Genomic DNA, 23,124 nt, shown 5'->3' with positions numbered 1-23,124 from the left:
CCTTCGTCGTACGGTCAGCGGGTCTCCACCGCCGTGCTCTCGACGGGGGTCTTGCCGTTCGCGCCGGCGCTGCCCAAGCGGGCGAGCAGGCCGGCCAGGTCGATGCCGGTGAGGTCGCTGCCGAGCTGGAGCCCCTGCGCCACGTTGCCCGCCACCGACTTGGTGAGCGAGGACGCGCCGTCGGTGGAGATCACGGTCATCTTGTCGATGGCGCCGATCGGCGCACTGGCCGCCTCCACCACCTCCGGGAGCACCTTGACCAGCAGGTCGAGCACGGCGGCCTCGCCGTACGCGGCGAACGCCTCCGCCTTGCGGGCCATCGCCTCGGCCTCGGCCTCACCCTTGGCCAGGATCGCCGCCGCCTCGGCCTGCCCCTCACGCTCGACGGCCTCGGCGATCGCCGAACGGCGTCGCTGCTCCGCCTCGCCCTCCTTGGCGCCCTCGATCGCGTTCGCCTCGGCGAGCGCGGCGCGCCGTGCCCGCTCGCCCTCACCGGTGAGCCGGGCCTGCTCGGCGGCGGCCTGGGCGGCGGCGATGACCGCCTGCCGCTCGGCGTCGGCCTTCAGCACCGCGGCGTTGCGGGCCGCCTCGGCCTCCTGCTCCACCTTGTACCGGGCGGCGTCGGCCGGCTTGCGGACCTCGGTGTCCAGCTGGCGCTGCTTCAGCTCGGCGTTGCGCTCGGCGACCTTCTGCTGCTCGGAGAGGATCGCCTGGTCGCGCTCGGCCTGCGCGAGCGGGCCGGCCGCCGCCGACTTCGCCTTGGCCGCGTCGATCTCGGCCTGGATGGCGGCCTGCTTGAGCGCGAGGTTCCGGTTCGCCTCGGCGATCGCCTCCTCGGCGAGCAGCCGCTCCTGCTCGGCCTGCTGCCGGGCCCGGGCCTCGGCGATGGCCGCGTCCTTGAGCACCCGGGCCGCCTCGGGCCGGCCGAGGTCCTGGAGGTAACTGCCCTCGGCGAGGATGTCCTGGAGCTGGAAGGTGTCGAGCACGAGGCCCTGGTTGGTCATCGAGTGCTCGGCCTCCTCGGCCACCGCGCTGGCGAACGCCGCCCGGTCCCGGATGACCTCCTCGACCGTGAGCCGGCCGACGATCGAGCGCAGCGCGCCGGCGAGCACCTCGCGGGTGAAGTCCTCGATCTCGTCCTGCTGGTGCAGGAAGCGCTGGGCGGCGGCCCGGATGGCGTCCTCGGTGCCGCCCACCTTGACGATGGCGACCCCGTGCAACTCCGTACGGATGCCCTGCTTGCTCACCGCGCCCTTGATGCCGACGTCGATCCGCCGGCTGGACAGGTCGAGGGACTGGAGCTTCTGCACGACGGGTAGGACGAAGACCGAGGCCCCGAGCACCACCTTCTGCCCGGACATGTCGGTCGACCGGCCGCCGTCGGCGGTCTGGGTGGTCCGGCCCTTGCGGCCGGTCACGATGAACGCCTCGTTGGGGCCGGCGACCTTGATCCGGGAGAGCACGAAGAGAACGAGAACGAGGACGAGGAGGACGGCGCCTCCGATGGCGATCAACAGGGGCATACGACTGTCCTGTCTGATGAGGGGTCGAATTCAGTACGTCTCGACGTGCACGCTGGTCTCGCTGAGCGCCTCGACGACGAATATCTGCGCGCCGACCGGGATGGGTCGGTCGGCGCGGGCGTTGAGCTTGACCGGCTGGCCGGCCACGCGGATCCGGACCTCGCCGTAGCCGTTCGCGGGCACCGGGGTGACCACGAGACCCGTCGCGCCGACCAGGTCGCCCCGGGTCGGGGTGGGGTCGGTACGCATGGTGCGGGCGGCCCGACCGAGCCGGGAGGCGAGCCAGGCGAAGGGCAGGGCGGCGAGCGCCCCACCGGCCGCCGCCCCGGCGACCGCGCCGGGGGTGCGCCCGCCGACCAGTTCGTTGACGATCGCGCCGCCGAAGCCGAACGCGCCGGCGAAGCCGGCCACCGTCTCCAACGACACCGGCCCGTCGACGTCGGCGCCGCCGAGGTGCAGCAGTTCCGTGCCGAGCAGGGCGAGCGCCAGCACCGCGACGCCCGCCCCGCCGATGATCAGAAAGATGAACGTCCCCGTGGCCACGACCGGCACGGTATCGACGTCCCGCAACGCGTCAGGCCGGCGCGACCGCCAGCGTCAGGTTCTCCAGCGCGGACGGCAGGGGTTGCCGGGCCAGTTCCCGCCCCTCGCGGTCGAGCAGCAGGAAGGCGTTGGCGCCGCGGCTGCGGTGCAGCAGCCGTCCGTCGTCGACCCACACGTCGTCCGCACCCTTCGCGGGGCCGACGATCCGGCCGGTGGCGACCTCGGCGATCAGCGGGCCGTCGGGGCCCTTGATGACGACCAGCCGGCCGTCCGGCGACCACGACCACGGGCCGGCCGGATCCCCGGGCACCGGGATCAACGCGCCGGGGCTGCCGTCGTCCGGGGAGAAGAGCTGGACACCACGGCGGATGTGCGGCCGCGACTCGGAGCGGGGCGCCTCCGGGTCGGTCTGTTGCAGCACCACGTCGCGGCCGTCCCGGGTCCAGGTGAAGAAGCACATGTCGGTGCAGGAGTACCGGGACGTGTCCACCAGATAGGTGCGGTAGTCGCCGCCGCTGGTGAGCACACCGAGCGAGAAGGCGCCGCTCGCCTTGTCCACGATCGTCAGCGCCAGCCGGCCACCGTCCGGTGACCACTGCGGCTGCATGATGTGGGGGCCGGTCCGCACCCAGCGGACCTTCTCGGTGCGCAGGTCGAGCAGGCCGATCTCGCCCGGTCTCTCGTCGTCGACGACGGCGGCCACGTGCCCGGCGGGCGGCGTCCAGACCTCGTGGTATCGCTTGACCAGGAGGTAGCGGCCGCGGTCCCGGTCGAGCGCGTAGCCGGCGGCCACGGGGCCGCCGGTCCCGGTGGCGCCGGTCAGCACCCAGCCGCCGGGGAGGGTGAGGACCCGGTCGGTCCAGCCTCGGCCCGGTGTCGCCCCCACGGAGGGGGAGGGGGGAACGGAGGGAACCGTCTCGGGTGTGGCGGTCGTGGCGGCCGACGGTGCGGCGGCATCCCAGAGGCGGTTCGGTTCGGTGGGGGGACCGGGCCGGAGCCAGAGGTACGGCACGGCCAGCGCGGCGACGGCGGCGATCGCGCCGACCGAGGCGGCGGCCCGCCGCCGGCGGCGCAGCCGGCGTCCCCGGCGCAGGGCCTCGGCGGCGAGTCGCGGCGGGATGCGTGCCTCGTCCGCCAGGCGCCGTACGGCCTCTCGCATCGCCTGCTCCGCCTGGCTGCTCATCGATTCACCTCCGGAACGACGCCGTCGAGAGCGGGTACGAGCCGGCGCAGCTTGGCCAGGGCCCGGGAGGCCTGGCTCGCCACGGTGCCGGCCCGGCAGCCGAGCACGGCGGCGGTCTGCTCGACGCTCAGGTCCTCCAGGTAGCGCAGCGTCAGCACGGCGCGCTGCCGGGGTGGCAGGGCGAGCAGCGCGTCGCGCAGCAGCAGCCGCAGGTCCGTCTCGTCGCCGCCGGAGTCCGTCGCGGGTTCGGGCAGCACCGCGACGGGCACCTCCGGACGGCGGGAGCGGCGTCGCCATCCGGAGACCTGGTCGTGGTACAGGATCTTGCGCACGTACGGCTCGGCGTCGCCGCGGATCCGCGGCCAGCGGGCGTACGCCTTGGCGAGCGCGTTCTGCAGCAGGTCCTCCGCGCCGTGCTGGTTGCCCGCGAGGGCGTACGCGATCCGCAGCAGGACGTCCCCCCGTTCGTTGACGAAAGCGGTGAATTCGTCGTCGGTTCCGTGCGCCACCCCGTGCACCTCCGATACCTAGACGCCGGCCGGCGGCGGAGTCTTGCTCCGATCCTCAATCTTGTCATTGACAAGATGTCGTCCGGGCGGCAATCTTGACGGTGACAAGACGGAGGTGTCCCATGTCCTCGGCAACCCTGACCACCGCCGGCATCCTGCTGATCACCGTGGTCGCCGTCGGTTACGGCGGTCTGACCCTGCTCACGCACCTCGCCGGCCGCAGGGCCGGCTACCTCGACAACCCCGTGCGCCGTGGGCTGTGGACGGCGGGGCACGCCCACGCCGGTGTGCTGGTGCTCTTCACGCTCGCCGCGCTGCCGTACGTCGACCAGGCCGACGCCTCCGACGGCACCCGCACGCTGATCCGGTCGTTGCTGGTGGCGGCGCCCGTGCTGATGCCGCTGGGCTTCTTCCTCTCGGTGGTACGCCCGAGCGACACCCGCCCCAACAAGCTGATCTGGTTGACCGTGGCCGGCGGTGCCTGCCTGATCGCCGGTGCCCTGCTGCTCGGCGTCAACCTGCTCTGAGCGCGGCCCGCGGGCTCTCCCCGGCGCGGAAGTGTCGCTCCGGCGCGGACAATGGGGTGATGCGCTGGACGACGATAACCGGCTCGCCGATCGGGGAGTTCTCCGTGGCCACCGACGGCACGAGCGTGTGCGGGGCGCACTTCGGCCGGGTCGCGGGCGCGCTCGACGAGCCCGACGACGCGGTGACCGGCCAGGTCGTCGCCGAGCTGCACGCCTACTTCGCCGGCGAGCTCACCGACTTCACCGTGCCGCTGACGGTCCCGCGCGGCTCCGAGTTCGAGCGGGCGGTGTGGCGGGAGATGACCCGCATCCCCTACGGGGAGACGCTGACCTACGGCGACGTGGCCCGCCTCGTGGGCGATCCGGGCGCCGCACGGGCCGTCGGGGTGGCCTGCAACCGCAACCCGATCCCGGTGATCGTGCCGTGTCACCGCATCGTGGGTGCCGGCGGCAAGCTGGTCGGCTTCGGTGGCGGGCTCGACCGCAAGGTGCGCCTGCTGGAGTTGGAGGCGCGGGTCGCCCTGCAACGGGCCTGGTCCTGATGTGTGGAAGACGTGCCGAGGGCCGGGTCCGTGTGGACCCGGCCCTCGGACGTTGCCGTCGTCAGCGCGTCAGCGCTCGACCTCACCGGCGATGAACGCCTCCACCGCGGCGTGCGCGTCGTGGTCGGCGTACTGCACCGGCGGGGACTTCATGAAGTACGACGAGGCCGACAGGATCGGGCCGCCGATCTTCCGGTCCAGCGCGATCTTCGCGGCCCGGACCGCGTCGATGATGACGCCGGCCGAGTTCGGGGAGTCCCACACCTCGAGCTTGAGCTCGGCGTTCAGCGGGGTGTCGCCGAAGGAGCGGCCCTCGAGGCGGATGTAGGCCCACTTGCGGTCGTCCAGCCACGGCACGTGGTCGGACGGCCCGATGTGCACGTCGCTCTTCTGCATCTCGTGCGGGATCTGCGAGGTCACCGACTGGGTCTTCGAGATCTTCTTGGAGACCAGGCGGTTGCGCTCGAGCATGTTCATGAAGTCCATGTTGCCGCCGAAGTTGAGCTGGTACGTGCGCAGCAGCTCGACACCGCGGTCCTCGAAGAGCTTCGCCAGCGCGCGGTGCACGATGGTGGCGCCGACCTGGCTCTTGATGTCGTCGCCGACGATCGGCAGGCCCGCGTCGGTGAACTTCTTCGCCCACACCGGGTCGGAGGCGATGAACACCGGCAGGGCGTTCACGAACGCGCAGCCGGCGTCGATCGCGGCCTGCGCGTAGAACTTGTCGGCCTCCTCGGAGCCCACCGGCAGGTAGGAGACGACCACGTCGACCTGCGCGTCGCGCAGGGCCTGGGCGACGTCGACCGGCGCGACGTCCGACTCCTCGATGATCTCCCGGTAGTACTGGCCCAGGCCGTCGAAGGTCGGGCCGCGCTGCACGGTGACGCCGGTCGGCGGCACGTCGCACAGCTTGATGGTGTTGTTCTCGCTGGCGACGATCGCCTCGGCGAGGTCCATGCCCACCTTCTTGGCGTCCACGTCGAACGCCGCGACGAACTGCACGTCCGAGACGTGGTAGTCGCCGAAGGTGACGTGCATGAGACCCGGGACGCGATCGTTCGGGTCGGCGTTCCGGTAGTACTCGACGCCCTGCACGAGGGACGAGGCGCAGTTACCCACACCGACGATGGCGACGCGGACGGAGCCCATAGCGTCTGCCTCCTTCTTCTTCATCACGGCCGCTCTTTCCTGGACTCTCCAGGCGGGGGCGGGCTGATCTCTTCTCGTCGGCCGCCGGCTGTCCCGGTGTGCGGGACCGTCGGGGCTCGGCCGGAGCGCTCGTTGGCGATGAGCTCCTCCAGCCAGCGGACCTCGCGCTCACAGGCTTCCAGTCCGTGGCGCTGCAGTTCCAGGGTGTAAGCGTCGAGGCGCTCGGCCGCCCGGGCCAGCACGTCGCGTAGCCCTTCGCGACGCTCCTCGATCTTGCGGCGGCGACCCTCCAGAATGCGCAGTCGGGTCGCCTGGTCGGTCCGGGCGAAGAACGCGAAGTGCACACCGAAGCCCGTGTCGTCGTACGTCTCGGGCCCCGCCTGTGCGATGAGTTGGGCGAAGCGTTCCTTGCCCTCCGCGGTGATTTTGTAGACCACCCGACCTCGTCGGCTGGTCAGCGCGGGAACCTCCTCGGCGGTGGCGGGTGTCTCAGCAGCTTCGGTGATCCAGCCCGCCGCCTGCAGCCGGCGCAGGGTCGGGTAGAGCGAGCCGTAGCTGATCGCCGCTCGGATGGCGCCGAGCTTGGCAGTCAGCTCCTTGCGCAGCTCGTAGCCGTGCATCGGAGACTCCTGCAGCAGGCCGAGGATGGCGAGCTCGAGCACGGGCCATCCTCTCTTACCCTCTGCGCGGAGCGGTAACCGCCGCGATGTATCGGACCGATACATCGCACGTTAGTCGCTCGCCCCGATCAGGGCAAATCCCAGTTCCGGGGTTCTTCAACTACAGAAAGTAACCCTGGTCGCCTCGCTCGGCCGGAGCGCGTACCCTCTTCCGCATGCGTACGCAGCGCCAGGTCGTCGACTACTCGCTCCGGAAGCGAGCGGTGCTGCGCGAGCTCCTGGCTGGACGGGTGGGCACCTACGACGTCTGCGACGCCTCGCCGTACCTGAAAAACGCGGCTCGGTTCCATGGTGAGCCGACCGACGAGCGCTGCCCGATCTGCCGGAGCGAGAACCTCATCCACGTCCACTACATTTACGGCGACGAACTCAAGCAGTCCGCCGGTCAGGCGCGCACACTGGCGGAGTTGCCCGTGCTGGCGATGACGCTACGTGAGTTCCAGGTCTTCGTGGTGGAGGTGTGCCTCGGCTGTGACTGGAACCATCTCGTCGAGCAGTACCTGCTCGGCCGGGACGGCCTGGCCGAGGGCGGGTCGGAGCCCGACGTGATGGGTGGCGAGGAATCCGGCTCGGTACGGCGAAGGCGAGAGGCCCAACGGTGAGTCCCACCCGATCCTCCGGCTTCGGCGTCGCGCAGGACGGCCAGCACGGACGGCGGGTGATTGGTCTGATAGGCCCGATTGATCGGGAAACGACAGTCCGCGCGTGGCGTCGACATGCCACGTTCGGGCGTGAATCAGCTCACGGCAACCCGGTGGTGGCGCGGCAGTGCCCCACCGCGACCGGCAGGGTGTGAGGAATGAACTCGTACGGCGATCCCAGTTCGCGTGGGCGGGCCCAGATCCCGAATCCGAGCGGCGACTCCGGACGGGGGGCGGACGACGCGTACCGCCGGCCCGCGGGTGACGCGCGCGGTGGTGGCTGGTCCGCCCAGGACGGCTCGGCGTCCGCCGGACGCGCGTCGGTGGCGCCGCGTGCCGCCGGCTCGGGCGGTCGGGCGACGGTCCCCTCGAGGGGCGGGGCCGCAGGAGCGGCCTCCGTCGGTTCCGCGTCGGTGGGGTCGGCCTCCGCCGGCCGGCCCGGTCGGGCCTCGGTTCCGGTCTCCCCGGCGCCCGGTGGCACCGGCCGCGCCTCGGTGCCGGTCTCGCCGGCCGGGCCGGCCGGCAGGGCCTCCGTCGGCGCCGCCTCCGTCGGCGCGGCCTCCGCCGGACGGGCGAGCGTCGGCTCGGCGTCGGTGGGTGGGCGTGCCACGGTGGCCCGCGCCAGCGTGTCCCCCGGTGCCGGTGGGCCTGGCGGGCCCGGTGGCCCGACCGGGCCGCGGCGCGCTGCCCGCGGCGCGGGCGACCCGGACGCCGTGGCCCGGGCGAAGAAGCGCAAGCGGATGAACATGATCATCGCCGGCTTCGCGGTGTTCATCATGCTCGCGGGCATCGGCGTCGTCGGCTTCACCTACTACTCGACCAGCGTGGTGCTGCCGCAGCAGGTGCCCATGCCGCTCTCGACGACCGTCTACGCCGCCGACAACAAGACCACGCTGGCCAAGCTGGGCGACCAGAACCGGCAGCTGGTCAAGATCGACCAGATCCCGCAGCACGTCCGGGACGCGGTCGCCTCCGCCGAGGACCGCAACTTCTACGAGCACTCCGGCGTCGACTACAAGGGCATCGTCCGGGCCGCCTGGAACAACCTCACGGGCGGCGACAAGCAGGGCGCGTCGACGATCACCCAGCAGTACGCCCGGAACGCGTACGAGAACCTGAAGGACGACACCTACGCCCGGAAGGTCAAGGAAGCGATCTTCGCCTCCAAGCTGAACGACCAGTTCAGCAAGGACCAGATCATGGAGCACTACCTCAACGTCATCTACTTCGGGCGCGGGGCGTACGGCATCCAGGCGGCGGCGCAGACCTACTTCGGTGTCGACGCCGCCAAGCTCACCGTGGCGCAGGGCGCGGTGCTCGCCGCGCTCATCAAGCAGCCGGTCGCGAGCCAGACGCACCGGGGCTACGACCCGGCGGTCAACCCGACCGACGCGAAGAGCCGCTGGGACTACGTCATCCAGGGCATGATCGAGAAGGGCTGGCTGGACGCGCCGAACCGGCCGCAGCACCCGACCGAGTACCCGAAGGTCCTGCCGCCGAAGCCGGACGGCGCCGGGTTCGGCGTGAACACGCCGCGGGGCAACGTGGTCAACTACGTCCGCGAGGAGATGGAGCAGATGGGCATCTGCTCGAACTCCGGCGCGGCCGACAAGCCGAGCTGCGTCGACGAGCTGCGCGACGGTGGTTACAAGATCCAGACCACCATCGACCCCAAGCTCCAGGCGGCCGCCGAGGAGGTGGCCATGCAGTCCAAGAAGGGCTCGGAGCTGTACGACCAGCCCAAGAACCTGATGGCCGCCGTCGTGGCGGTGGAGCCGGCGACCGGCCGCGTGCTGGCCTACTACGGCGGCGACAGCGGCGCCGACTTCGACTACGCCGGCAAGAACACCGACCAGAACGGCAACCTCACCGGTGGCCACCCGCCGGGCTCGTCCATGAAGGTCTACACGCTCGCCGCGGCCATCGAGGCCGGCATCTCGGTGAAGTCGCACTGGGACGCGACGCCGTTCAAGCCGGAGGGCTTCGCCAACGAGGTGCAGAACGCGGGCCGCGGCTCCGGTGTCTGCGGCAAGTGGTGCACCCTGGAGCAGGCGACCATCCAGTCGTACAACGTGCCCTTCTACCACGTCACGAAGGAGATCGGCCCGGACAAGGTCGTCGACCTGGCCAAGGCGGCCGGGATCACCACGATGTGGACCACGTCGGACAACCCGCCGAAGCCGATCGACCTGACCAAGGTCAAGGGTGAGGACGTCGCGCCGTCGCCCTTCTACCACGTCATCGGTTACGGCCAGTACCCGATCACGGTTCTGGACCACGCGAACGGCCTGGCCACGCTGGCCAATGACGGCAAGTACATCAAGGCCCACTTCATCCGCAAGATCGAGAAGCAGGACCAGAACACCGGCAGGTGGGTCAAGGTCGCGGGCGCCGGCGAGCAGATCAAGCCGCAGCAACGGATCCCGGCTGAGGTCGCCAAGGAGGTGACCGCCGTACTCAAGCAGATCCCGGGGGCCAACAGCCTCTCGCTCGACGGGGGTCGCCAGGCCGCTGGTAAGACCGGTACCTGGGAGTACGACAAGGACGACAACGCGCACGCCTGGATGGTGGGCTACACCCCGCAGCTCGCCACCGCAGTCTGGGTCGGCAGCCGCGACCCGAAGAAGCCGGAGATCCGCCTCAAGGGCGGCAAGGACATCGGCGGTTCCACTCTCCCCGGCCCGATCTGGGAGAAGTTCATGAACGCCGCGCTCAAGGGCAAGGACAAGGAGACCCTGCCGAGCGTTACCGGCATGGGCGACGACAAGGCCGGTAACGGCGTCGAGCCGGCGCCGCCGCCGAACCAGCAGCCGACCATTCCGGGCTGCCCCAACCCGATGAACCCGTTCTGCCCCCGCGACGGTGGTGGCAACAACGACGGCGGTGGGAACGACGGCGGGGGCAACAACGGCGGGGGCAACCCCAACCAACCGAATCTGCCCGGCTTCCCCAACGGAGGCGGGGGCGGCGGTGGTGGGCTGCTACCCAGCACATCACCCACGTACTACCGGGACTGACGCAACCCTCGACGCCGCCGGCGGCCGGACCATCCGTCCGGCCGCCGGCGGCGTTTCGCGTCCGACATCTCGGCGCCGGGACGGGACGCGGGCCCGGCACGTACGGCAGGATTCCTTCCCATGAGCACACAGTCGACGCCCGGCACCGGCGACACCGGCCCCGGCGACCATCCGTCCCGCTCCGACGGCTTCGTCCGCGGCGCCTCGGGGCTGATCGGCGGTCCGCTGGGCGACCACGCCGTGGCCCTGGACCGTCCGACCGGCCGGGAGCGGCGCTTCTGGACCGCCGCACGGATCGTGCTGGCCCTCGTCTGCCTCACGCTGGCGCTGCACTGGGTGCAGAAGTCCCCCTGCCAGGACGGCGCCTGGCAGGACAACGAGCAGTACACGAGGTTCTGCTACACCGACGTGCTCGCCCTCTACTACAACGAGGGGCTCAACGAGGGCAAGGTGCCCTACCGCGACCACCCGGTCGAGTACCCGGTGCTGACCGGGTACTTCATGGGTGCGCTCGGCCTGCCGGTGCACGCGCTCGGCGACAACGACCCCGGCATCAACCAGGGCCAGTGGTTCTACAACCTCAACGCCCTGGTGCTCGGGGCCCTCGCGGTGGCCACCGTGGCGGTGATCCTCGCGCTGCGCCGTCGACGACCGTGGGACGCCGCGCTGTTCGCGCTGTCGCCGGCCCTCGTGCTCACCGCGACGGTGAACTGGGACCTGCTGGCGATCGGGCTGGCCGCGTTCGGCCTGCTGGCCTGGGCGAAGCGGCGGCCGGTGCTCGCCGGCGCGCTGCTCGGGCTCGCGGGCGCCGCCAAGCTCTGGCCGCTCTTCCTGCTCGGCCCGGTGCTGGTGCTCGCCCTGCGCGCGAAACGGCTGCCCGCCGCGCTCAGCGCGGTGGCCGCGGCCGTGCTGGCGGTGATCGTGGTGAACCTGCCGGCCGCGGTGCCGTACCGGGAGAACTGGGACCGTTTCTTCGAGCTCAACTCCAGCCGCCCGATCGACTGGGGGACCCTCTGGTACATCGGCCGCTACCTGGACGGCAAGGTGGGCAGCCCGGGTCAGACGGGCCCGTTCGAGTGGCTGAACGCCAACATCCCGACGCTCAACATGCTCTCGTACGCCCTCTTCGGCCTGGCCTGCGTCGGCGTGGCCGCGCTGGCCCTGCTGGCGCCGCGCCGGCCGCGGCTGGCGCAGCTCGCGTTCCTGGTGGTCGCCGCCTTCCTGATCTTCAGCAAGGTGTGGTCCCAGCAGTTCGTGCTCTGGCTCCTCCCGCTGGCCGTGCTGGCCCGTCCGCGCTGGGGAGCCTTCCTCGCCTGGCAGGCGGCCGAGGTCTGCTATTTCGCCGCCTTCTACGGCGAGCTGCTCGGCGCCTCCACCGGCCGGCCGGTCTTCCCCGAGGGCGTGTTCGTGCTCGCCGCCACCCTGCGGCTGGTCACCGTGGTGGTGCTCTGCGGGCTGATCGTGCGCGACGTGCTGCACCCCGAGCGCGACCCGGTCCGGGCCACCTACGCGGACGACCCGGACGGCGGCGTGCTCGACGGCGCCCGGGACGCGCCGTGGCTGGACCGGTGGCGGCGGCGCCGGGAGCTGCCCGCCGAGCCGCTACCGGTTGGCGGCTGAACCCCACCGCCGGTCATCCGATCGTTCCACCCGCCGATGGGGTCGACGGTCACTGCCCCGCCTGGATCGGCGGAGTCGGCAGGCCGGTCGGGAGCCCGGACGGCAGCCCGGATGGCAGGCCCGACGGCAACCCGCTCGGCAGGCCCGACGGCAACCCGCTCGGCAACCCCGGCTGGTTCGTGGGGAATGACGGGGTCGGCTGGGGCTGGGGCGCCACGTTCTGCTCGCCGGGCCAGAGCCGGTAGACCACCGCGCCGCCCAACTCCTCCCGGGTGATGCCGAGGGAGTCCACCGGCGTGTCGACCGACAGCTCCCACGGCGTGCCGGCGATCTGGTCACGCAGCAGCACCACGTTGCGTACGCCCAGCGTGCGCAGGTAGTCGACGCTGGTCTGGTCGGGGAACGACTGCGTCACCCGGCGGACGTCGTCCAGCTGCCGGGGTGTGAAGCCACTGCCCCCGTTCACCACGTCCTGGAAGTGGGTGGTGGACCAGAGCATGACGTGCTGGTCGATGCTCTGGTTGCTGGGCAGGACCAGCATCGGCCCGTCGACCAGGCGCAGGGCGGCCGGCTGGGTCGGCGCCAGCGGATGCGGCGTGGTGTTGAGCCCTTCGAGTGTGACGAGGAGCAACGGCAGCAGGGTGGCCAGCCGCAGCCAGGGGCCCGGCCAGGACGGGATCCGCTCTGCGGCGAGGTCACGTACCCGGTCGGTGAGCGCGGTGACCGCGCCGGCCGCCAGCAGGCAGAGCAGCAGGGTGGTCCACAGCATCAGCCGGCCCGGCGTGCGCAGGCCGTTCCAGCCGGGTAGGTGCTCGAACAGCGGAATGTAGGTGAAGGTGCCACCGAAGAAGCGCGTGCCCATGGCGAGCACCATCGTGCCCGCCACCCCGAGGAGGAGCAGCATCCGGTGCCGCAGCTTCCAGACGGAGAAGAAGAGCCCGCCGGCGGCCAGCGCGTAGAGCACGAAGCCGGGCAGCAACGTCATCTCGGGATGCCATGGCAGGGCGGCTCGGGCACCCTCGTGCAGGTCCCCCCAGATCCGCGACTCCGCCGGGGCGGTGACGAAACCGGAGGCGGGCGGTGAGAAGCGGGAGATGTCGCCGATCGACCGCTCGGCGTAGGGGTGCAGGCGGGTCACTTCGAAGTAGGGGATCGCCATCAACAGGCCCACCCCGGCGAAGAACCCCGCACCGACCATGTTGGCGACGACCAGCCGCCGCCCGAACGGCCGGCGCGCGCCGCGGAACCACGCCCCGACGTACCAGGTGACCGCGGAGACGACCACCGTGGCTCCGAGGAAGTAGGCGAACGGCAGGCCGATGCCGAACCCGAGGCTCAGCTGCCAGGCCGCCACCAGCCAGCCCGCGTACACCCAGCCGTCGTGGCGGCGCTCGGGCCGGTAGCCGTGCCGCAGCGACCAGCCGTGGCCCCGGGCCAGCATGGCCAGGGCCAGGGGGATGCCACCGTTGGAGAGCACGTGCAGGTGCCCGGCCTGGGCCAGCAGCCAGGGGGCGTACGCGTAGCCGACCCCGGCGACCGCCGCTCCCATCCGGCCCGAGCCCAACTGCCGGGCGAGCGCGTAAGCCCCGAGCGTGGCGATCCCGTGCGCCAGCACGAACATGATGTTGTAGCGGAGGACGGCCGCCTCGGGCCCGGTGCCGATCATGCCCGCCGGCGCGTAGCCGAGCAGGGTGTCGGAGAAGGCGAAGCTCCACAACTCCGGGAAGAACGCGTTCGACTGCCACAGCTGCGCCGGGTTCGCCAGCAGGATGTGGCCCGACCACGCCATCTGCCAGGCCTGGAGGCTCGGGTCCCAGGTGTCCTGCGGCAGGGTGTAGCGCGGATAGCGCAGCGTCGGCCAGGTCATCAGCACGGCGAGGGCGAGGGCGCCGAGCGTCGCCAGGGTCCATTCGTGGATCAGCGCTCGGCCGACCGCTCGGGCCACCCGGCGGGGGCGGCTCGGTACCGTCTCGGGGGCCGGGCCGAAGGCGGCCCAGGGGTCGGCCGTGGTCTCCTCACCCGGCTTCCCGGCGTCGCCCTCCTTGCCGTCGGCCCTTTTCCCGTCGGCCTTGGTCCCGTCGGTCTTGGTCCCGTCGGTCTTCGTCCCGCCGGTCTTCGTCTCGTCGGCCTTCGTCCCGCCGGGCTCCTTCTCGTTGGTCTCCTTCTCGTCGGCCTTCGTCTCGTCGGCCTTCGTCTCGTCGGCCTTCTTCTCGGGGGCCGTGCCCGCCGCGGTCCTGCCCTCGGTGTCGCTCCTGGCGTCGGCCTTCGCCTCGGCCTCCGGGGCCGCGTCGATCCCACCCGTCAGGCCGCTCGCACCGGTCGGGCCGGGCTTGTCGTCGCCGGCCCGCGCGCCCTCGACGGCGCGGGGTGCTCCCCCGCCGGCGGGCCGGCCCGGGTCGCCGTTCGGCCGGTCGGCGGCCGTGGCACCCGTTCCGCCCTGAACGCCGTCCGTCCGCCGCGGTGCGGCACCGCTCGGGAGTCGCTGGCTGTCGCCGGCCGGCGCGGGCGCGCCCCCGGTCTCCGACTGTCCGGTCGTCATGCCGCCGGGCGCTCCGTTCCGAGCTGCTCGCGAAGGAAGGCGATGTCGGCGGCCTGACCCGGCACGCCGCCGGGGGTCTCGACGACCACGGGCGCGTCCGCCGCGCGGATCACCGACACCAGCAGCTCCGGGTCGATGGTGCCGCCGCCGAGGTTGTCGTGCCGGTCCTGGCCGGAGCCGAACGCTCCCTTGGAGTCGTTGGCGTGCACGAGGTCGATGCGTCCGGTGATCGCCTTGACCCGGTCGACCAGCCCGAGGAGCTCCTCGCCACCCGCGTGGGCGTGGCAGGTGTCGAGGCAGAAGCCCACCTCGTAGTCGCCGACGGCGTCCCAGAGCCGGGCGAGCGCGTCCAACCGCCGCGCGCACGCGTTGTCGCCGCCGGCCGTGTTCTCGATCAGCACCGGCACCCGGAAGCCACCGGACTCGGCGGCGTACGCGAACGTCTTGCGCCAGTTGTCGAAGCCGACGGCCAGGTCGTCACCGGCGTTGACGTGTCCCCCGTGGACGATCAGCCCCTTCGCACCCACGGCGGCGGCCGCGGTCGCGTGGGCGACCAGGAGCTTGCGGCTCGGGATCCGGATCCGGTTGTTGAGGGTCGCGACGTTGATGACGTACGGCGCGTGCACATAGACGTCGACCTCCGCGCCGCGCAGCCGCTCCGCGTCCTCCCGAGGCTTGGGAGCCTTCCACCCCTGGGGGTCGGCGAGGAAGAACTGCACGACGTCGGCTTCTCGGGCGGTCGCCTCCGCCACCGGGTCGGTCGAATCGACGTGGGCTCCGATACGCATGCAGGCGAGCCTACGTCGCGTCACCGACGCGCGGAACGACGGCAGATGCGAGTCGGTACGTCACCCGGCAGACCGGCGGTCGTTGATGAGGTGGGAGGGAAGGCGCGTGTTCCCGCTGCTGGGCTGGCCGGCAACGTCGCCGTGCGGAGCCCCGCTGGCGAGGAGCCCGTGGTCGTTCCCTCCCCGATGCGAGGGCTCCCTCGTCGCGCGGCCCGGCGCGGCGGGGGCCTGCCCCGGACAAGAGAGGGAAGGCGCCACAGGATTCCCGGAAATTTGCGCCATTTCCACCTACAAGTGACGAGAGCCGTTGTATCGTCAGGTAACAACACGATAAAGCTCCGCGGGGCGTCCCCGGTCCAACCTCATCGGTGTGGTCGTTCCTCCCCAGGTCCCACCCAAGGAATGCGGACGGGACGCCCCGCGGCCTCGTTGACGGGGGCCCGCTGCCGGCCGATGGTCGGTGCGGGCCCCCGTCGTGGTCGCTCTCGTCCACTCACCGACGTCGTCGGCGACCGTTGCGCTGGTAGCTCCTTACGCGCGGGCGCGGCCACCCCCGGCATGATCGTCCGGACCGGGTATCCTGGTCCGGTTGTCCGCGCCCGGCCGGGTCCCCCCGGATCCCGGCGCGGTCCACGACGCACGACCTCCTGCCACGGAAGGACCGTGGCCGCTTAGCCCACAGGAGGTGAGCACGTCTTGCGTCATTACGAGATCATGGTGATCCTCGACCCCAGCCTCGAGGAGCGCACCGTCGCCCCGTCGCTCGACACGTACCTGAACGTGATCCGGACCGCGGGTGGCTCGGTGGAGAAGACCGACGTGTGGGGCCGCCGGCGCCTCGCGTACGAGATCAACAAGAAGGCCGAGGGCATCTACGCCGTCATCGACCTGCAGGCGACGCCTGCGGCGGTGGCCGAGCTGGACCGTCAGCTGCGGCTCAACGAGTCCGTGCTGCGCACCAAGGTCATCCGGCCGGAAATGCGCTGAGCGCATCCACCCCGGCTCGCCCGGATCAACCTCATCGACGCTGTCGTACGGCTCTGGGAGCCTGTATGGCGGATCGATGAGTGCGCGAGGAGATGGTCATGGCAGGAGACACCACCATCACGGTCATCGGCAATCTGACCGATGACCCCGAGTTGCGGTTCACCCCCTCGGGGGCGGCGGTCGCCAAGTTCCGCGTCGCCTCGACGCCCCGGTTCATGGACCGGGCGTCCGGCGAGTGGAAGGACGGCGAGCCGCTGTTCCTCTCGTGCACCGTCTGGCGCCAGGCCGCCGAGCACGTCGCCGAGTCGCTCCAGCGGGGCACCCGGGTGATCGTGTCGGGCCGGCTGCGGCAGCGGACCTACGAGACCCGTGAGGGCGAGAAGCGCACCGTCATCGAGCTCGAGGTCGACGAGATCGGCCCGTCGCTGCGCTACGCCACCGCGAAGGTGCAGAAGATGGCCCGCTCCGGCGGCGGTGGCGGCGGCTTCGGCGGCGGTGGTGGCCAGGGCGGCGGAGGCAACTTCGACGACCCCTGGGCCTCGGCCGCGCCCGCCCCCTCGCGTTCCGGTTCGGGCGGCGGAAACTTCGACGAGGAGCCACCGTTCTAATGGCGCCCAGCGCCCGTGATCGCAAACCAGGAGCAAGAGCAATGGCCAAGGCTGCGGCACTTCGCAAGCCGAAGAAGAAGGTGAACCCGCTCGACAAGGACGGGATCACCTACATCGACTACAAGGACACCGCACTGCTGCGCAAGTTCATCTCCGACCGCGGCAAGATCCGCGCTCGGCGGGTGACCGGCGTGACCTCGCAGCAGCAGCGGCAGATCGCCCGTGCGGTCAAGAACGCCCGTGAGATGGCGCTCCTGCCGTACACGGCCACCACCCGCTGAGAGGAGGCGCCGATATGAAGATCATCCTGACCCAGGAGGTTTCCGGCCTCGGTGCCCCGGGCGACATCGTCGAGGTGAAGGACGGCTACGGCCGTAACTACCTGCTGCCGCAGGGCTTCGCGATCGCCTGGACCAAGGGTGCGGAGAAGCAGGTCACCCTGATCAAGCGGGCCCGCTCGGCCCGGGAGATCCGCGACCTCGGCCACGCCAACGAGGTGAAGGGCCAGCTCGAGGGCCTGAAGGTGAGCCTCAAGGCCCGCGCCGGCGACGGTGGCCGGCTCTTCGGCTCGGTCACCCCGGCCGAGATCGTCGACGCCGTCAAGGCCGCCGGGGGCCCGACCCTCGACCGCCGTCGGCTCGAGCTGCCCGGTCACATCAAGTCGACCGGCGCCTACCCGGTGCGCATCAAGCTGCACCCCGAGGTGACGGCCTCGTTCAACCTGAACGTCGTCGCCGGCTGATCCGACAAGCGCCACACCAGGGCCCGCACCGAGCGATCGGTGCGGGCCCTGGTCGTTCGGTCAGCCGATCGGTTGCCCCGTCACCGCGCTGATCATCACCGTGGAGAGACCTCCGCCCACCACCGCCGAGGCGAGCGCGATGGTCGTGGCGCGCCACGTCGTACCGACCCGGGAGAGCAGCGCCGCGACCACCAGGCTGCTGACCATAGCCAGCCCGTAGCGGGGTGCACCGGCGACGAGCGAACCGAGCGCGTGCGCCCGGGGGGAGTCACAGCCGCCGCCCGTGATGTCCGTGACGCAGCCCGCCGGAGCCTGCGCGTCCAGGGTGAGCAGCCACGCGAAGATCAGAACCGCCGGGGCGAGGTAGCACGCGGCGGTGTAGAGCAGGGACCGGAACGCACCACCCGGGTTCGGGTCGAGCAGGTCGTCCTCGAGGCGCCGCGTCCAGGTGTCCGGGGCGGGTGCCTCGACCCGGCGACGGGCGGGCGCGGCGCCCCTGCCGCGAGGCGCGCCGAAGGGCTCGGCCCGCCGTCGACTCGGCCCGTACGCGCCCGGGGCGCTCCTTGGCCGTGGAGCCGTGTACGTCACCGTCGGCGAGCGCGGCGCCGAGCTGGGCGGGTCGGTCCACCGCGGGTCGTCACCCGCCAACCGGGTGCCCGACCAGAACTCCCCGCCCCGGCCGGACCACACCCGACCCTCCGCCTCGGTGGTCATCTGACGAGCGGGTGGCGACTCCGGCCGGGCCCACCCGTCCGCGTCGACGAACCGGGCCCACTCGCCGGTGCTGTCCGGCTGCTCCCACTGCCCGGTGCTGTCCGCTCGTGCCCACTGCCCGGTGGCGTCCCACCGGTCCGACGGGCTCGCCGGATGAAGCGCCTGGAGACCGGAGGCGTCCCACGGGTCCACGTCGGCCCCGGTCTGCCAGGTGTGCACCCCCGAGGCGTCCCACGGGTCGACGGCCGGCTGGTAGGTCGGCTTCGCCTCCTCGGTGCGGCGGGTCGACCGGTCCCACGGCTCGACGGATCGCGACCAGGACCCCTCCGCCGCACGTCGGGCCCGCCGGGTGGGCCGGTCCGCCGCCGGTCTGACGGACCGCTCCTCCGTCGGCTCCGGCTCGTCGCCGCCCGACCAGATCACCGGCGGACGCTCGGCTGCCGCCCTCCGGGAGCGGCGCGTCACTATTGCGCCGGTGGTCGGACCGTCCTCAGCGGACTCGGCACGCCGGCTGCCGACGTAGCCCTGCTCCTGCGGGAGGTCGAACGTCCACTCGCCGGTGTGGTCCGATTCGGGAGCCGTGGCGTAAGACGGGAGTGCGCGTCGGCCGGTCTCGGGGGCCGCGCGCCGACTGCCGGCGGTCCCGATGGCGCGCCGACCCTCGCGGGAGCCGATCGGGTCCTCGTCGTCGTCCGGCGCGGCGTGCCGCCCGCCGTCGGCGCGGCGCACCCCGGACTCCAGCGCCCAGCGCGGCAGGTAGGCGTCGACCTGCTCCTCCCGCCCGGACTCCAGTGCGCGGCGGCGGCGTGGTGTGCGCCGAGCTTCGTCGGTGCGGGACGCGTCGACCGACGACGGGGTGGCGGGCGCGTTCCACGAGGCGATCGGGCGACCCTCACGCGGGCTGCCCTCCCCGCGTCCCCAGTCCCGGTAACTCACGGCCGGAGCGTGACCCTTCTCAACCGATGGCGCAATCCGCTGTCCAGGTGTAGCCGTCCGCTGGAGATGGTACGGGACGGAACCCCTCCCGGCCCGACCGGAAACTTCCCCTCCACAGGCTGGGGATCGCATCTTCGCAGCTCAGAGTGTTGTTGCCCAGGAATTCCCCAGTGCTTGTCCACAGCCTGTGCACACGCTGCGCACATGCCCGCCCACCGGCGTCCACAGGTTGTCCCGAGGCTCGTCCACTGGCAATGTTGAGTCGCTGACCTCGTGTTCCGTATGGTTGGCCCCCGACCGCCCGCGCGATGACCCCCGATCGACCGGCCGGTCGGCAGGAGTGTCGCCCCCGGACGGTTTGCCCGGGAGCGAGGATCCGACGCAGCGGAGGGGGAGACCGTGTCGGTCACCGACGACATGCGTGCGGAGCCGCGCGTCGACGGGCAGCCGCCCGCGCCCGCGCAGCGGGACGGCCAGTTCGAGCGCACCCCCCCGCAGGACGTCGCGGCGGAACAGTGCGTCCTGGGCGGCATGCTCCTCTCCAAGGACGCCATCGCCGATGTCGTCGAGATCCTCAAGAGCAACGACTTCTACCGGCCGGTGCACGCCACCATCTTCGACGCGATCCTGGAGATCTACGGCCGAGGTGAGCCCGCCGACCCGATCACGGTCGCGGCGGCGCTGGCCGACTCCGGCGACCTCGCGCGCATCGGCGGTGCGCCCTACCTGCACACGCTGATCGCCAGCGTGCCGACCGCCGCCAACGCCGCGTACTACGCGCGGATCGTGAGCGAGCGGGCCGTCCTCCGCCGGCTCGTCGAGGCCGGCACCAAGATCGTCCAGCTCGGGTACGGCACGGGCAACGGCGGCAGCCGCGACGTGGACGACATCGTCGACCTCGCCCAGCAGGCGGTCTACGACGTCACCGAGCGGCGGGTCAGCGAGGACTTCGCCGTCCTGGCCGACATGCTCCAGCCGACGCTGGACGAGATCGAGGCGGTGGGCGCCCAGGGCGGGGTGATGACCGGGGTACCCACCGGCTTCACCGACCTGGACCGCCTGCTCAACGGTCTGCACGCCGGGCAGTTGATCATCGTCGCGGGCCGGCCGGGTCTGGGCAAGTCCACCGCGAGCATGGACTTCGCGCGGAACGCGGCCATCCGGGCCAACCAGGCGTCGGCCATCTTCTCCCTGGAGATGAGCAAGGTCGAGATCGTCATGCGACTGCTCTCGGCCGAGGCCCGCGTCCCGCTGCACGTGCTGCGCAGCGGGCAGCTCTCCGACGACGACTGGACCAAGCTCGCCCGCTGCATGGGTGAGATCAGCGAGGCGCCGCTCTTCGTCGACGACACGCCGAGCATGAACCTCATGGAGATCCGGGCCAAGGCGCGGCGGCTCAAGCAGCGGCACGACCTCAAACTGGTCGTGGTCGACTACCTCCAGCTGATGACCTCGCCCAAGCGCACCGAGAGCCGCCAACAGGAGGTCGCGGACCTGTCCCGTGGCCTCAAGCTGCTGGCCAAGGAGATCGAGTGCCCGGTGATCGCGGTCAGTCAGCTGAACCGCGGCCCGGAGCAGCGCACCGACAAGCGACCGCAGCTGTCCGACCTACGCGAATCCGGCTGTCTCACGGCGCAGACGAAGGTCATCCGTGCCGACAACAATTCGGAGGTGACGCTGGGTGAGCTTCTCGCCTCGGGGGCCAAGGACATCCCGGTGTGGGCGTTGGACGAGAGCCTTCGGTACACGCCGCGCACGATGACCCACGTCTTCCCCAGCGGGAACCGAGAGGTCTTCCGCATGACGTTGGCGTCGGGCAAGCAGATCGACGCCACCGCCAACCATCCCTTCCTCACGTTCGGCGGATGGGTGCCGCTGGGAGAGCTGTCCGCCGGTGCGAGGATTGCGACGCCCCGGCACGTGCCGCCCCCGATGGCCGTCAAACCGTGGGCCGAGGCGGAGGTCGTGCTGCTGGCACACCTGCTCGGCGACGGCTCGTTCGTACGGCGGCAGCCGATCCGGTACGCGAGTCGGGACGAGGCGAACCTGGCCGCGGTGGCGGAGGCCGCGAAGCACTTCGGCGTGTCCGCGATCCGTGACGAGTACGCGGCGGCGAGGGTGACCACCCTGCGTCTGCCCGCGCCCTACCGGCTCGCCCGAGGCCGTCGGAACCCGATCGCGGAGTGGCTGGACAATCTCGGGCTGTTCGGTCTGCGTTCGCACGAGAAGTTCGTTCCGCAGGCCGTCATGGGCCTGCCCAAGGAGCAGATCACCCTGTTCCTGCGCCACCTCTGGGCCACGGACGGCTCGGTGTGCGTCGACAAGTCCGGCCGTGGCGGCCGGGTCTACTACTCCTCGACGAGCCGCCGCATGCTGGACGACGTCTCGCGACTCCTTCTCAGGTACGGCATCACCGCGCGGATCAAGACGGTGCGTGTGGAGGGGCAACGGCCGCAGTACACCCTCGACATCTCCGGGCGCGACGACCAGCTGAGATTCCTGCGTGAGATCGGTGTGCACGGCGAGCGGTCCCGGGGCTGCGCCGATCTCCTCGCCGCGCTGGAGACCACGAAGAGCAACCCCAACGTCGACACCGTGCCCTCGGAAGTATGGACCCGTGTCCGGGAGATCCTGGCGGATCAGGGCATGAGCCACCGCGAGTTCGCGGAGGCCATCGACATCCAGTTCTGCGGGAGCGCGCTGTGGAAACACGCACCGAGCCGGTCCAGGCTGGCCCGGATCGCGTCCGTCCTCGACGCCGCCGACCTGGAGCTGCACGCGACGAACGACATCTTCTGGGACAGGATCGTCTCGATAGAGTCGCTGGGCGCGCAGGATGTCTTCGACGCGACCGTGCTCGGCACGCACAACTTCATCGCGAACGGCATCGCGACCCACAACTCCATCGAACAAGATGCCGACGTCGTCATCCTGCTGCACCGCGACGACTACTACGACAAGGAGTCGCCGCGCGCCGGTGAGGCGGACTTCATCGTGGCCAAGCACCGGAACGGCCCGACCGACACGGTGACCGTCGCGGCGCAGCTGCACCTCTCGCGATTCGTCGACATGGCGATCGTCTGAGCCACCGGGGTCGCCTGTGCCCGCAGGCGGCCGGTCGCGCTCAGCGGAGCAGCGGGAACGGGCCTGCGATCTCGCCCAGCTCCTGCCGGTCCCGGTCGCTGAGCGGGAGCCGTCCGCTCGCCTTCCACAGGAACTCGTGGTCGTCCCAGCTCGCGGGCCGGGTCGCCCCGTCGCCGAGCAGGCCGTCCATCGTGGCGGTGGCGACGCGGGTGGCGAGCGGCCCGGGGAGCGGCGCGTCCGGCAGGTGCGGCACCAGGTCGAGGTGGTGGATGACCGCCTCGGTGGTGAGGGTGTCGAGGAAGTCCGGCACGCGCAGCACGTGGCCCTGGGTGGCCACGTGACCGGTGGGATCGGCGGCTGCTGCCGCGCGGACGGCGGCCGGCGCCGTGTCGCACCAGACCTGGACGACGCCGGAGGGGCGGTCGAAGGCGGCGGCGGACCGGCGGACCCAGCGGGCATGCCGCGCCGCACCCTCCGCGTCCACCGGTGCGGCGCGCCAGTAGCCGACCCCGTCGACGTCGGGCGGGCCGGCGGCCGGGGTGGCGAGCGCGACCAGGGCGCGTTGAGCATCGCAGATCAGGTGGAGGAGCAGGTCGTCGACGAGCCACCCCTGGCATCGCGTGGGTCGCTGCAGATCGGCGTCGGCCAGGCCCGCGACCACATTCGTGATGCCCTGGTACGCCTCGGCCAACGCGTCGTGCTGCCGGAGCGCGGTCATGGATGGCAGCTTCGCACGGGCGGCCGGTGCGCGCACCACGAGTGGACCGGCGGAGCGGGTCGGGAGGTCCGCCG

21 protein-coding genes are annotated in these 23,124 nt (G+C 71.6%); 10 read left to right on the top strand and 11 right to left on the bottom strand.

Translation table 11 applies throughout. The features are described from left to right. Window positions 1-14 precede the first annotated feature (14 nt). The 4 genes from SM573_RS12595 to SM573_RS12580 are packed head-to-tail and all read right to left on the bottom strand — an operon-like array spanning window position 15 to window position 3,758. The gene (locus SM573_RS12595) at window positions 15-1,523 is read right to left on the bottom strand and encodes a flotillin family protein (RefSeq protein WP_474613427.1); all 1,509 of its coding nucleotides are present in this window, start codon (window positions 1,521-1,523) and stop codon (window positions 15-17) included. 30 nt (window positions 1,524-1,553) lie between these two features. After that, window positions 1,554-2,075: a hypothetical protein gene (locus SM573_RS12590; protein ID WP_474613568.1), complete on the bottom strand. Its 522-nt coding sequence runs from the start codon at window positions 2,073-2,075 to the stop codon at window positions 1,554-1,556. 22 nt (window positions 2,076-2,097) lie between these two features. After that, entirely contained in the window at window positions 2,098-3,249 is a 1,152-nt protein-coding gene (locus SM573_RS12585; protein ID WP_474616136.1) for a TolB family protein, read from the bottom strand. Continuing rightward, window positions 3,246-3,758 (bottom strand): SigE family RNA polymerase sigma factor, encoded by a 513-nt coding sequence (locus SM573_RS12580; protein ID WP_474613429.1) that lies wholly within the window; start codon window positions 3,756-3,758, stop codon window positions 3,246-3,248. Before SM573_RS12580 ends, SM573_RS12585 begins: the two co-directional genes overlap by 4 nt. A 122-nt stretch (window positions 3,759-3,880) precedes the next feature. On the opposite strand from SM573_RS12580, the gene SM573_RS12575 reads away from it, so the two are divergent. Further along, a complete protein-coding gene (locus SM573_RS12575) occupies window positions 3,881-4,285 on the top strand; it encodes a hypothetical protein (protein ID WP_474616135.1) in 405 nt (134 codons plus the stop codon). 59 nt (window positions 4,286-4,344) lie between these two features. After that, a complete protein-coding gene (locus SM573_RS12570) occupies window positions 4,345-4,827 on the top strand; it encodes a methylated-DNA--[protein]-cysteine S-methyltransferase (RefSeq protein ID WP_474616134.1) in 483 nt (160 codons plus the stop codon). 69 nt (window positions 4,828-4,896) lie between these two features. On the opposite strand, the gene SM573_RS12565 is transcribed toward SM573_RS12570, so the two are convergent. Further along, window positions 4,897-5,976: an inositol-3-phosphate synthase gene (locus SM573_RS12565; RefSeq protein WP_474613432.1), complete on the bottom strand. Its 1,080-nt coding sequence runs from the start codon at window positions 5,974-5,976 to the stop codon at window positions 4,897-4,899. A gap of 23 nt (window positions 5,977-5,999) precedes the next feature. Continuing rightward, window positions 6,000-6,638 carry a PadR family transcriptional regulator gene (locus SM573_RS12560; RefSeq protein WP_474613433.1) on the bottom strand — a complete coding sequence of 213 codons (639 nt, stop codon included), beginning with the start codon at window positions 6,636-6,638 and terminating at the stop codon, window positions 6,000-6,002. Window positions 6,639-6,811: 173 nt separating this feature from the next. Here SM573_RS12560 and SM573_RS12555 point away from each other — a divergent pair, with 173 nt between their 5' ends. Next, window positions 6,812-7,258 (top strand): DUF5318 domain-containing protein, encoded by a 447-nt coding sequence (locus SM573_RS12555; RefSeq protein ID WP_474613434.1) that lies wholly within the window; start codon window positions 6,812-6,814, stop codon window positions 7,256-7,258. A gap of 139 nt (window positions 7,259-7,397) precedes the next feature. Here SM573_RS12555 and SM573_RS12550 read toward each other — a convergent pair whose 3' ends face one another. Further along, on the bottom strand, window positions 7,398-7,907 hold the full coding sequence (locus SM573_RS12550; protein WP_474613435.1) for a hypothetical protein: 510 nt from the start codon (window positions 7,905-7,907) through the stop codon (window positions 7,398-7,400). A gap of 130 nt (window positions 7,908-8,037) precedes the next feature. Here SM573_RS12550 and SM573_RS12545 point away from each other — a divergent pair, with 130 nt between their 5' ends. Both SM573_RS12545 and SM573_RS12540 read left to right on the top strand, forming a co-directional pair. Next, entirely contained in the window at window positions 8,038-10,314 is a 2,277-nt protein-coding gene (locus tag SM573_RS12545; RefSeq protein ID WP_474616133.1) for a transglycosylase domain-containing protein, read from the top strand. A gap of 120 nt (window positions 10,315-10,434) precedes the next feature. Continuing rightward, window positions 10,435-11,934 (top strand): glycosyltransferase family 87 protein, encoded by a 1,500-nt coding sequence (locus tag SM573_RS12540; protein WP_474613437.1) that lies wholly within the window; start codon window positions 10,435-10,437, stop codon window positions 11,932-11,934. Window positions 11,935-11,983: 49 nt separating this feature from the next. Here the strand turns inward: SM573_RS12540 and SM573_RS12535 are convergent, their stop codons facing one another. Both SM573_RS12535 and SM573_RS12530 read right to left on the bottom strand, forming a co-directional pair. Continuing rightward, a complete protein-coding gene (locus tag SM573_RS12535; RefSeq protein ID WP_474616132.1) occupies window positions 11,984-14,473 on the bottom strand; it encodes a hypothetical protein in 2,490 nt (829 codons plus the stop codon). Further along, entirely contained in the window at window positions 14,470-15,261 is a 792-nt protein-coding gene (locus tag SM573_RS12530) for a deoxyribonuclease IV (protein ID WP_474613439.1), read from the bottom strand. Before SM573_RS12530 ends, SM573_RS12535 begins: the two co-directional genes overlap by 4 nt. 696 nt (window positions 15,262-15,957) lie before the next feature. On the opposite strand from SM573_RS12530, the gene rpsF reads away from it, so the two are divergent. The 4 genes from rpsF to rplI all read left to right on the top strand — a co-directional run bounded on the left by rpsF (window position 15,958) and on the right by rplI (window position 17,598). Next, entirely contained in the window at window positions 15,958-16,248 is a 291-nt protein-coding gene (gene rpsF / locus SM573_RS12525; RefSeq protein WP_076468436.1) for a 30S ribosomal protein S6, read from the top strand. Window positions 16,249-16,328: 80 nt separating this feature from the next. After that, window positions 16,329-16,856, top strand: a complete 528-nt coding sequence (locus tag SM573_RS12520) for a single-stranded DNA-binding protein (RefSeq protein ID WP_474613440.1) — start codon at window positions 16,329-16,331, stop codon at window positions 16,854-16,856. A 41-nt stretch (window positions 16,857-16,897) separates the two neighbouring features. Beyond that, window positions 16,898-17,137, top strand: a complete 240-nt coding sequence (gene rpsR, locus SM573_RS12515) for a 30S ribosomal protein S18 (protein ID WP_013289355.1) — start codon at window positions 16,898-16,900, stop codon at window positions 17,135-17,137. A 14-nt stretch (window positions 17,138-17,151) separates the two neighbouring features. Further along, entirely contained in the window at window positions 17,152-17,598 is a 447-nt protein-coding gene (rplI, locus tag SM573_RS12510; protein ID WP_474613441.1) for a 50S ribosomal protein L9, read from the top strand. A gap of 60 nt (window positions 17,599-17,658) precedes the next feature. Here rplI and SM573_RS12505 read toward each other — a convergent pair whose 3' ends face one another. Continuing rightward, entirely contained in the window at window positions 17,659-19,248 is a 1,590-nt protein-coding gene (locus SM573_RS12505; RefSeq protein WP_474616131.1) for a hypothetical protein, read from the bottom strand. Window positions 19,249-19,665: 417 nt separating this feature from the next. Here SM573_RS12505 and SM573_RS12500 point away from each other — a divergent pair, with 417 nt between their 5' ends. Then, window positions 19,666-22,332 (top strand): replicative DNA helicase, encoded by a 2,667-nt coding sequence (locus tag SM573_RS12500; protein WP_474616356.1) that lies wholly within the window; start codon window positions 19,666-19,668, stop codon window positions 22,330-22,332. A 40-nt stretch (window positions 22,333-22,372) separates the two neighbouring features. On the opposite strand, the gene SM573_RS12495 is transcribed toward SM573_RS12500, so the two are convergent. Next, the gene (locus SM573_RS12495; protein ID WP_474616130.1) at window positions 22,373-23,050 is read right to left on the bottom strand and encodes a maleylpyruvate isomerase N-terminal domain-containing protein; all 678 of its coding nucleotides are present in this window, start codon (window positions 23,048-23,050) and stop codon (window positions 22,373-22,375) included. Window positions 23,051-23,124 lie beyond the last annotated feature (74 nt).

The sequence above is a fragment of the Micromonospora xinjiangensis genome (assembly GCF_056150165.1).
The sequence above is the reverse complement of the archived record's forward strand: the minus strand, read 5'-3'. Positions and strand labels throughout refer to the sequence as shown.

Bases quoted from the DNA above. Each gene is read 5' to 3' on its own strand.
- SM573_RS12540 (WP_474613437.1), top strand. From the start codon at position 10,435: ATGAGCACACAGTCGACGCCCGGCACCGGCGACACCGGCCCCGGCGAC.
- SM573_RS12565 (WP_474613432.1), bottom strand. From the start codon at position 5,976: ATGGGCTCCGTCCGCGTCGCCATCGTCGGTGTGGGTAACTGCGCCTCG.
- SM573_RS12530 (WP_474613439.1), bottom strand. From the start codon at position 15,261: ATGCGTATCGGAGCCCACGTCGATTCGACCGACCCGGTGGCGGAGGCG.
- rpsR (WP_013289355.1), top strand. From the start codon at position 16,898: ATGGCCAAGGCTGCGGCACTTCGCAAGCCGAAGAAGAAGGTGAACCCG.
- SM573_RS12585 (WP_474616136.1), bottom strand. From the start codon at position 3,249: ATGAGCAGCCAGGCGGAGCAGGCGATGCGAGAGGCCGTACGGCGCCTG.
- SM573_RS12495 (WP_474616130.1), bottom strand. From the start codon at position 23,050: ATGACCGCGCTCCGGCAGCACGACGCGTTGGCCGAGGCGTACCAGGGC.
- SM573_RS12545 (WP_474616133.1), top strand. From the start codon at position 8,038: ATGAACATGATCATCGCCGGCTTCGCGGTGTTCATCATGCTCGCGGGC.
- SM573_RS12500 (WP_474616356.1), top strand. From the start codon at position 19,666: ATGCGTGCGGAGCCGCGCGTCGACGGGCAGCCGCCCGCGCCCGCGCAG.
- SM573_RS12555 (WP_474613434.1), top strand. From the start codon at position 6,812: ATGCGTACGCAGCGCCAGGTCGTCGACTACTCGCTCCGGAAGCGAGCG.
- SM573_RS12535 (WP_474616132.1), bottom strand. From the start codon at position 14,473: ATGACGACCGGACAGTCGGAGACCGGGGGCGCGCCCGCGCCGGCCGGC.
- rplI (WP_474613441.1), top strand. From the start codon at position 17,152: ATGAAGATCATCCTGACCCAGGAGGTTTCCGGCCTCGGTGCCCCGGGC.
- SM573_RS12575 (WP_474616135.1), top strand. From the start codon at position 3,881: ATGTCCTCGGCAACCCTGACCACCGCCGGCATCCTGCTGATCACCGTG.
- SM573_RS12570 (WP_474616134.1), top strand. From the start codon at position 4,345: ATGCGCTGGACGACGATAACCGGCTCGCCGATCGGGGAGTTCTCCGTG.
- SM573_RS12595 (WP_474613427.1), bottom strand. From the start codon at position 1,523: ATGCCCCTGTTGATCGCCATCGGAGGCGCCGTCCTCCTCGTCCTCGTT.